The sequence below is a fragment of the Anaerolineae bacterium genome, assembly GCA_014360855.1.
In the GTDB taxonomy this organism is placed as follows: domain Bacteria; phylum Chloroflexota; class Anaerolineae; order JACIWP01; family JACIWP01; genus JACIWP01.
Map to the genome: position 1 here is coordinate 1 of JACIWP010000153.1, position 7,695 is coordinate 7,695.

Consider the following 7,695-nt stretch of genomic DNA (forward strand, 5'->3'; position numbering starts at 1 on the left):
CCTGGATGGCCCTGCGCCTCTTGGCTATGCCCTGGATCCTCAAGCCCCGACTGATCAGACGCGCTCTCTTCACCTACCGATGGTCTCTCGCCTATGAAAGTGGGTAAGAGTCAGCAGATGCAGACATTGACATATTGTGGAAACGCCTATATTATATACTGAGACGCAGACGCATGGTCTGTTGTGCGCCGGGACCGCGGCCGGAGATGAGGCCGGCCATGCACCCGCGGGGAAGGTCTCCAGAGCCAAGGAGATTCCTATGAATCTCGCAGTGCTCCTCAATGAACAGAGGAACGTCATCGCCCAACGATGGGCGGAACTGATCCAGCGCGAGATGCCCTATACGCGCTACGGCCAGTGCAGTATCGAGCAGATTGCCTACTTCAATCAGGTCGCCATCGAACTCATCCTCTCGCTGATCCATAACCCACAGGACATCCCCGCCTGGATTTTCGACGAACCGCGCAGGAAATACCTGGCGCTGGGCATCCCGTTGAGCGACATGATCGAATCGGGCCTGCTCCTGCAGGAGGCGCTGTGCAGAGAGGTGCTCCAGGGCGCCGGCGATACGCTGTACCGCGACATCCTGCCCGAACTGCAGTATTACATCCGCAAATTTGTCGCCCTGGTCGTAGATTATTACGCCGGCCAGCTTAACCACCAGCTCGAGGAACAGCGCTCCCGCCTGGCCTTCGTCCTCGACATCATCCGCCGCGCCAGCCGCACCCTCTCCGTCGAACAGCAGATTGACCTGGTCATCCAGAGCCTGAAGGCGTCCCTTGGCACCGAACACGGTATGCTCTATGTCCTGAACGAGGAGCGCACCGCCGGCATACTGTGGGGCGATATCGACGCCTTTCCCCCTGCCCAAGACCCCAATGTCCGCGAATCGTTGCGGTATCCACTGCCGCTTTTGAACACTCTTTTCACACACAAAGTGGCTGCCGCCGGCCGGCCGATAGTATACCAGGAAAGCACGTCCGGGCCGGATGACGAGATCACCCAGACCTGCCGACGGTGGAACGTGCGGGCCATGTTGGGTATCCCGCTCGCCGTGGAGGATCGCATGGTGGCGGTAGGACTTCTTTTCTCCACCGCTTCCGCTCCCCCCATTTCCGAGGAGAAGGTCAACCTGGCGGTGGACGTGGCCAAGGCACTGGCGCCGGCGCTGGGCAACGCCCTGCTTCACGAGCGGGTGAAACAACTGGCGATCATCGAGGAGCGCACCCGCCTGGCGCAGGAGCTTCACGATGACCTGGCGCAACTGCTTGGCGCCATGCAGTTGAAGGCTTCTCTGGCGGAGCAACTGCTCGCCGAGGGCGCCCTGGACCAAACCCGCTCCCTGTTGGTGGATCTGCAGGAGACGTTGAGCAGAGCATACGTGGACATGCGCGAGATCATCTTTAATCTGCGCGTCGCCGGCGCCGGCGGCAAAGCCCCGCTCCTGCCGGCCCTCCAGGAATACCTGGCGGACCTGAAACGCTTTTACGGCATTGACGTGGCGCTGGAGGTGAAAGGGACGATCTCGGCTCAACTCTCCGAGCATGAGCGTCTGCAGGTCATTCGCATCATCCAGGAGGCGCTCACCAACGCTCGCAAACACGCGAACGCCACCCAGATCGGCCTGCGCCTCTCTCAGGACGCCCATACCCTCAAAATTTGCGTCAAGGACGATGGCCTGGGGTTTGACCCGGAGCGGATGGAGACCATCGGCAAAGAGCGCTTCGGACTGCAGGTCATGCGCGAGCGTGCCGCCAGCATCAGCGCCTCGATCACCCTTTTCTCGCAGCCCGGGCAGGGGACCCGCCTCACGCTCGAACTGCCGCTGGCGGCCGGCCGAGGAGGTGTGCAGTGAACCAGCCCATACGCGTCCTGGTGGTGGATGACCATTTGCTGTTCCGCCGCGGCGTCCTGGCGGCCCTGGCATCCCGCCCCCATATCGAGGTCGTCGGCGAGGCCGGCAACGGCGAGGAGGCCGTCCAACTGGCGCGCCAGACCCAACCGGACGTCATCCTCATGGATATTGCCATGCCGGTATGCAGTGGGTTGGAGGCTACTCGCCAGATCAAGCGCGAACTGCCGCGCATCAAGATCATTATGCTCACAGTCTCGGAAGAGGATGAGGCGTTGTTCGAGGCGGTGCGCGCCGGCGCCGAGGGCTACCTCCTCAAGGACCTGAAGGTCAACCAGCTCTTCGAAGCCATCGAATCCGTGGTGCGCGGCGAGGCGCCCCTTTCCGGCGCCATCGCCGCCAAACTCCTGCGGGAATTCCAGCGCTCCATTCCCTCGCATGCCGCCCCAGCGGAGCTTACCGAAACCCTCTCCGAGCGGGAGATCGAAATCCTCACCCTGGTCGGCCAGGGCCTATCCAACAAAGAGATCGCCGGCCGGCTGTATATTTCCGAGAGCACGGTGAAGAATCACCTGCGCACTATCCTGGACAAGCTCCATCTACGCAACCGCATCCAGGCCGCCATTTACGCCTCACGCATCGGGCTGGTGAAGGACGTGCTCTGACCCCTCGCCGCCGCTTTGCCCAAAAGTACTATTCCGATTTGTCCATCTGGACAACATATTTGAGCCGGCCGGCTCTTCCCCCCACATGGCCGTACCGCTATAATATACTCGGACGCAGGGGGTCTCCCATCTCCGCCGTTTCATTCTGCCCGGGACCGTTCGTTCATAGCATGGGGCGACATGTATGGCCCGTGAGCCAGCGCCGGCCACCGAGAACCAGCTACCGCCAGCTCGGCCGCGCGTCCTCCTGCTGGCGGATGAGACCATGCTCACCATGGGCCTGTTCGACCTGCTCGGGGACCAGGCCGAACTCAAGGTCCTGCAGGCGCGCCAGCCGCCGGAGGAAATTATCGCTACCATCCTACAGTGGGAGCCCGATGTCATTCTGCTCACCTCAGACCCACCTGCATCCTGTCCCTGCCTCTGGAAGTGGGTGCGCCGGCTCAAGCACAAACACTGCCGTATCATTCGCCTGCTGTTGCAGGACAATTCCATCGACATCTGTCACGTGCACACCATGACCATCGCGCATCTGGGGGACCTGGTGCGGTTGATCCTCACCAGGCCGGCCAGCAATACCACCCTCATCGAATCGGGTGAACCCGGGAGGCAGTGAATGGACTCCGTACTGGCTATGACAGCGCACACCCATGCATGCTGTGAGGACCCCACCATCCCGCCGGCGCGCCACCTGCGCAAGCCGGTCACCCTGGTGACTGGCTTCCTGGGCGCCGGCAAGACCACCCTCATCAACCACCTCCTCTCCCTGCGCCGGCCGGCCGAGCGCGTGGAAGTGGTCCTGCGGGAGTTTGGCGAGGTGGGCATTGACCAGGAGCTCATCGAAGACGAGGCGGTCAATGTCCAGGTTTTCGCCGGCAATTCCATCTTCATTGACCCCCAGACCAAGCTCCTCTGGGACCTGGAACGCCTGTACTCCCGCTGTGACCGTCTTGGCACGGGCCAATTCTCCTGGCAGGAAGTGGATTTCGACCGCGTACTGCTGGAATCGAGCGGCCTCGACATCCCGGAGTACATGGTCACGCTTTTCTACATTGACCGCATCCGCAATCACTTCCGGCTGGATGCAGTGATAGCGGTGGTAGACGCCCAGTTCGGCGAGCTGAACCTGGACGAGTACCGCAAGGCCCGCGAACAAGTCTGCCTGGCGGATGTGCTCCTGCTCAACAAGATTGACCTGGCCGCACCCGAGCAGATCACCCGGCTGGAGCGCCGGCTGTACCGCCTGAACCCCCTCGCCAAGCTGTACCACACCCTGTACTGCCGGGCCGGCCGCGAGGCCCTCATCGACGTGGACCTGTTCGACGGCATCCCCGGCTTTGACCTGCTTCCCGAAGCCGCCCAACGTCACACCCACGGCCACAACGAGGAGGTACCTGTGGACGACTTCCAGAGCGTGGTGCTCACCGAAACCCGCCCATTGGACAAGGACAAGGTCAACGCCTGGATCAGCGACCTCATCACCCACAGCGGCAAGAAGATCCTGCGCGGCAAGGGGGTGCTGTGGTTTGCCGGCTACGACCACCGCTTCGTCTTCCAGTGCGTGCGCACCGCCTTCCACTCCAAGGCGGACCGGCTCTGGAAGCCGGATGAAGCGCGCGGTACCACCATCGTGTTTATCGGCGAGGGCATCGCCGAACTGGCAAAGGAGTGGCAGCGCGGTCTGAGCGCCTGCGTCACAACATCAGAGAAAGGAGGGTGAAATCAACAGTGGCAGACGGCAGAGACCTCATCGAAGAGACCGTGGTCATCATCGGTCAGCTTGTGGAAAAACTGCCGGCGGTCAAGCCCCATTACTCGGCCGAGGAGTTCGAGGAGCTGGAATCGTACCTGCAGAGCGCCCAGAAATGGGTTGCGTCCTGCCGCAAGAAGGTTTGGCTGCGCGGCAAGGAGGGCACGGATATGGCCCAGAAGTGCCTGGACACGGCCAGGCACCTGCAGGAAGTGCTGGACACGCCGGCGGCCGCGCTGGAGAGCGCGGCGGGCCTGGCCTATCAACTGGAAAACCTGGCGCGCGTCATCGCCACCAAATCCCAGGTCATGACCTGATCGAAGGCCCGGTGGCAAGGAAGGAGGTGCAGTGTATTCCCAGGCAGTCAGCACGTGGTATCGGAGCAAGCCATCCCCGGGACAGCGAGCCATTCGGTAAGATTGTTCATGCCTAGCGATTGTCAAGGAGGGTAAAATGGCGTCCCAAGTGTTCTTCATGAACGACCGGGCCAACAGCCTGGCGGAAAGCATCAAATTCAAGGCGGTCAAGGTGTTCCGCGATGCCGGCTTGGGCGAACTCTTTTCCCCGGGGGATTGGGTCGGCATCAAAATGCACTTCGGCGAGCATGGCAACTCCCTCAGCCTGCGCCCGCAGTACGTGCGCTCGATCGTGGAGGAAATCCAGCGTCTGGGCGCGCACCCGGTCGTGGTGGACTGCACGACGATTTGCTTCAACGAATACTCCTCCCGGGCCACCCGCACCGACATGCTGCGCACGGCGGCGCGCCACGGCCTCACCGAAGAAACCCTGGGCTGTCCCATCTGGATCTGCGACGGAGAATTCGGTGAAGAAGAGGTCCGCGTAGAAGTGCCGCATGGGGTGTACCTGACCCATTCCTACATGGGCCGAGGCCTCAAGTATCTCGACGCGATGATCGTGCTCACCCATTTCAAAGGGCACCCGATGGGCGTGTTCGGCGGCGCCCTCAAAAACGTCGGCATCGGCTGCGGCTCCAAGCGCGGTAAGCTCTGCACCCACCTGCTGAATCATCCGATGTACGGCATCCGCAACTGGGGCATCAACCAACAGGCCGCGCAGGCCGCGGCACAGGCACCCCATCCTAACGGCATCGACAGGCTGATGAAGAACTGCCCCTTCGACGCCTTCCGCTGGGAAAACAACACCCTGCACTTCGACCGAGAGAAATGCCAGATGTGTGCGGCCTGTTTCGGGCCAGGCCTGTTCGGCGGCATCATTCAGCCGCCCCCGGAGATCATGCTTCTCTGGGCGGCAACCATCCCGGATGCCTTCTCCGCCTATGTGCACGCCATCGGCAAGGACAAGGTCGGCTACGTCACCTATGCCGTTGATCTGACTCCCTGGTGCGATTGCGTGAATTGGAGTGACAAGCCCCTGGTGCACAACCTCGGCGTATTCGCCTCAAAGGACCCGGTGGCCATTGACATGGCCTGCCTGGAGATGTCGGAGGCACGTGCGGTCGTCCCCGGCTCCAAGGCCGAGGAGCTGGGCTTCGCCGAGCCGGGCACGGAGCGCTTCACCAACTGCGCCGGCTTCGCCGGCGTCAGCCAGTGGGTGCAGATCAACTCCGCCATCTACAACGGCTTGGGCACCTCTGAGTACGAGCTCATCATCTCCTCGCCGGTGGCGGACGATACCGAATTTTGGATGAAGCCGTACACCCCGGAAAATCCTTGGGGATGGGTCCATCGGAAAGAGCACTACAAACTTGACTGGAAAGTGGAGCCATTCACGCACCGCGATCTGCAGTTCTCCATGGTTGACATGAGTGTCAAACCCAAGGGCAAGGTCGCCGAGCGCGAGCTGTAGCGCCTCGGGCACGCCAGCACAAGGAGGGAATCTCATGAAAGGCGGGTATATCGGCAAGATTTTGGTGGTGGATCTGTCCACGAACTCTATCGAGGTGCAGGAGCTCCCCGAGGAGATGTACAAGAACTTCCTGGGCGGCTACGGCCTGGGTGCCCGCATCCTCTACAACATGATGAAACCCGGCGTCGACCCCCTGGGCCCGGACAATGTGATCGGCTTTGTGCCTGGACTGCTCACCGGTACCGGCGCCCCGTTCACCGGCCGCTACATCGTGGTCTGCAAGTCCCCCGTCACCGGCGGCTGGAACGATGCCAACTCCGGCGGCTTCTTCGGTCCTGAGCTGAAGAAAGCCGGCTTCGACGGGGTCTTCATCAAGGGCGCCGCCAAGGAGCCGGTCTATCTCTGGATCCATGACGGGCAGGCCGAGATCCGCTCCGCCAAGCACATCTGGGGCCTGGACTCGGAGGCCGGCCGAGAAGCACTGCGCAAAGAGACCGATCCCAATGCCCAGGAAGCTATGATCGGGCCGGCCGGCGAGATGCTCGCGTACATGGCGGCCGTGATGAACGATAAGCATCGCGCCGCCGGACGCGGCGGCGCGGGCGCGGTGATGGGCTCCAAGAAGCTCAAAGCGGTGGTCGTGCGAGGCACCGGCGAAGTGCCTGTAGCCTACCCCGACCGGCTGAAAGAGGTGCAACGTGCCCTTTCCGCCGCCATGAAAAACTCCGACCTGGCCAAGGCGTTTCATGAGCACGGCACTGGCTCCTTTAATGCGCCTTCGGCCCTCAGCGGAGACACGCCGGTCAAAAACTGGGCCGGCGTGGGCATCATAGATTTCGGCGAGGACGGCGCCAACGCCATCGCCGGCCAGAACCTCGATTCGAAATACAAGGTCAAACCCTACGGCTGTGCCAACTGCCCCCTGGTCTGCGGCGCCCATTATGAGGTCAAGGACGGCAAATGGATCCGGGGCGCGACCGAACGCCCGGAGTACGAGACCGCGGCTGCCTTTGGCACCCTGCTCCTCAACAAGGACGCGGAAGCCATCTTCGCCTGCAACGACATCTGCAACCGCTACGGCCTGGACACCATTTCCACCGGCATGACTATCGCCTGGGCCATGGAATGCTATGAGAAAGGCATCCTGACCAAGCAGGAGCTGGATGGCATCGACCTGAAGTGGGGCAACGCCGAGGCCATCGTCGCCATGACCAGGGCCATCGCGGAACAGAAGGGCATCGGCAAGGTGCTGGCCAAGGGCTCTGCCGCCGCGGCAGATGAGCTGGGCAAGGGCCATGAGTGCCTGATTACGGTACAGGGCATTGAACTGCCTATGCATGACCCCCGCCTTTCGCCCGGCTACGCGCGCACGTATCAGTTTGACCCGACGCCCGGCCGGCATGTGAAGGGCGGCCTCGGCGGCATGCAGTTGCTGATGCCCGATCCGTCCAAGTACATCCCGGAGGGAACAGGATTCCTGGATGTCCTGCTGACCACCAATTCTGAGGTCGAGAGTTGCGCCGGCCTATGCATGTTCAGCGGATTCGTTGGGATGCAGAACCTGGCCCGCACGCTGATCGAGGCGGTCACCGGCTGGAGCT

General features: G+C 62.2%; 7 protein-coding genes. All 7 read left to right on the top strand.

Annotated elements, in window-relative coordinates; translation table 11 throughout:
- The first annotated feature begins 259 nt into the window (after positions 1-259).
- A complete protein-coding gene (locus H5T60_09215) occupies positions 260-1,855 on the top strand; it encodes a GAF domain-containing sensor histidine kinase (GenBank protein MBC7242609.1) in 1,596 nt (531 codons plus the stop codon).
- A 17-nt stretch (positions 1,856-1,872) separates the two neighbouring features.
- The gene (locus tag H5T60_09220) at positions 1,873-2,517 is read left to right on the top strand and encodes a response regulator transcription factor (protein ID MBC7242610.1); all 645 of its coding nucleotides are present in this window, start codon (positions 1,873-1,875) and stop codon (positions 2,515-2,517) included.
- 184 nt (positions 2,518-2,701) lie between these two features.
- Positions 2,702-3,133, top strand: coding sequence for a hypothetical protein (locus H5T60_09225; protein MBC7242611.1), 432 nt, complete (start codon positions 2,702-2,704; stop codon positions 3,131-3,133).
- Positions 3,134-4,237: a GTP-binding protein gene (locus H5T60_09230; GenBank protein MBC7242612.1), complete on the top strand. Its 1,104-nt coding sequence runs from the start codon at positions 3,134-3,136 to the stop codon at positions 4,235-4,237.
- 8 nt (positions 4,238-4,245) lie between these two features.
- Entirely contained in the window at positions 4,246-4,584 is a 339-nt protein-coding gene (locus H5T60_09235; protein ID MBC7242613.1) for a hypothetical protein, read from the top strand.
- 136 nt (positions 4,585-4,720) lie between these two features.
- Positions 4,721-6,094: a DUF362 domain-containing protein gene (locus tag H5T60_09240; protein ID MBC7242614.1), complete on the top strand. Its 1,374-nt coding sequence runs from the start codon at positions 4,721-4,723 to the stop codon at positions 6,092-6,094.
- Between the two features lie 34 nt (positions 6,095-6,128).
- On the top strand, positions 6,129-7,695 hold a 1,567-nt coding region (locus H5T60_09245; protein ID MBC7242615.1), incomplete at its 3' end, for an aldehyde ferredoxin oxidoreductase family protein.

Bases quoted from the DNA above. Each gene is read 5' to 3' on its own strand.
- H5T60_09225 (MBC7242611.1), top strand. From the start codon at position 2,702: ATGGCCCGTGAGCCAGCGCCGGCCACCGAGAACCAGCTACCGCCAGCT.
- H5T60_09230 (MBC7242612.1), top strand. From the start codon at position 3,134: ATGGACTCCGTACTGGCTATGACAGCGCACACCCATGCATGCTGTGAG.
- H5T60_09240 (MBC7242614.1), top strand. From the start codon at position 4,721: ATGGCGTCCCAAGTGTTCTTCATGAACGACCGGGCCAACAGCCTGGCG.
- H5T60_09215 (MBC7242609.1), top strand. From the start codon at position 260: ATGAATCTCGCAGTGCTCCTCAATGAACAGAGGAACGTCATCGCCCAA.